This window comes from Vibrio sp. 378, assembly GCF_033339435.1.
In genome coordinates, this window is the sequence record NZ_JAWOUO010001097.1 from 1 (window position 1) to 533 (window position 533).

The 533-nt window shown below is 50.7% G+C and carries 1 protein-coding gene; it reads left to right on the top strand.

Features of this window, described 5'->3' with window-relative positions; genetic code table 11:
- Window positions 1–533 (top strand): endonuclease (locus R7Q48_RS30580; RefSeq protein WP_318134176.1); only part of this gene is annotated, 533 nt, incomplete at both ends.

The following is a 533-nucleotide window of genomic DNA, read 5'->3' on the forward strand; positions in this document are numbered from 1 at the left end:
GCTTTTTCTGCCCCTCCTAGCTCATTTTCTGCCGCCAAACGTGAAGCGGTGAAAATCTATCAAGACCACCCAAGCAGTTTTTACTGCGGTTGTGATATCCAGTGGCAAGGCAAAAAAGGGGTTCCTGACTTAGCCTCTTGCGGTTACCAAGTTCGCAAACAAGAAAAACGCGCAGCTCGCATTGAATGGGAACATGTGGTTCCTGCCTGGCAATTCGGCCACCAGCTCCAGTGTTGGCAAAGCGGTGGGCGTAAAAACTGTTCGCGCAACGACACGGCTTTTAAACTCATGGAAGCGGATTTACACAACCTGACCCCAGCGGTTGGTGAGGTGAACGGTGACCGTTCTAACTTCAACTTCAGCCAATGGAACGGCATGGATGGTGTCAGCTATGGCCGCTGCGACATGCAAGTGAACTTCAAGCAACGCAAAGTAATGCCACCCGACAGAGCTCGCGGCTCGATTGCACGTACATACCTGTACATGAGCAAGGAGTACGGATTCAAACTATCCAAACAGCAAACTCAGCTAAT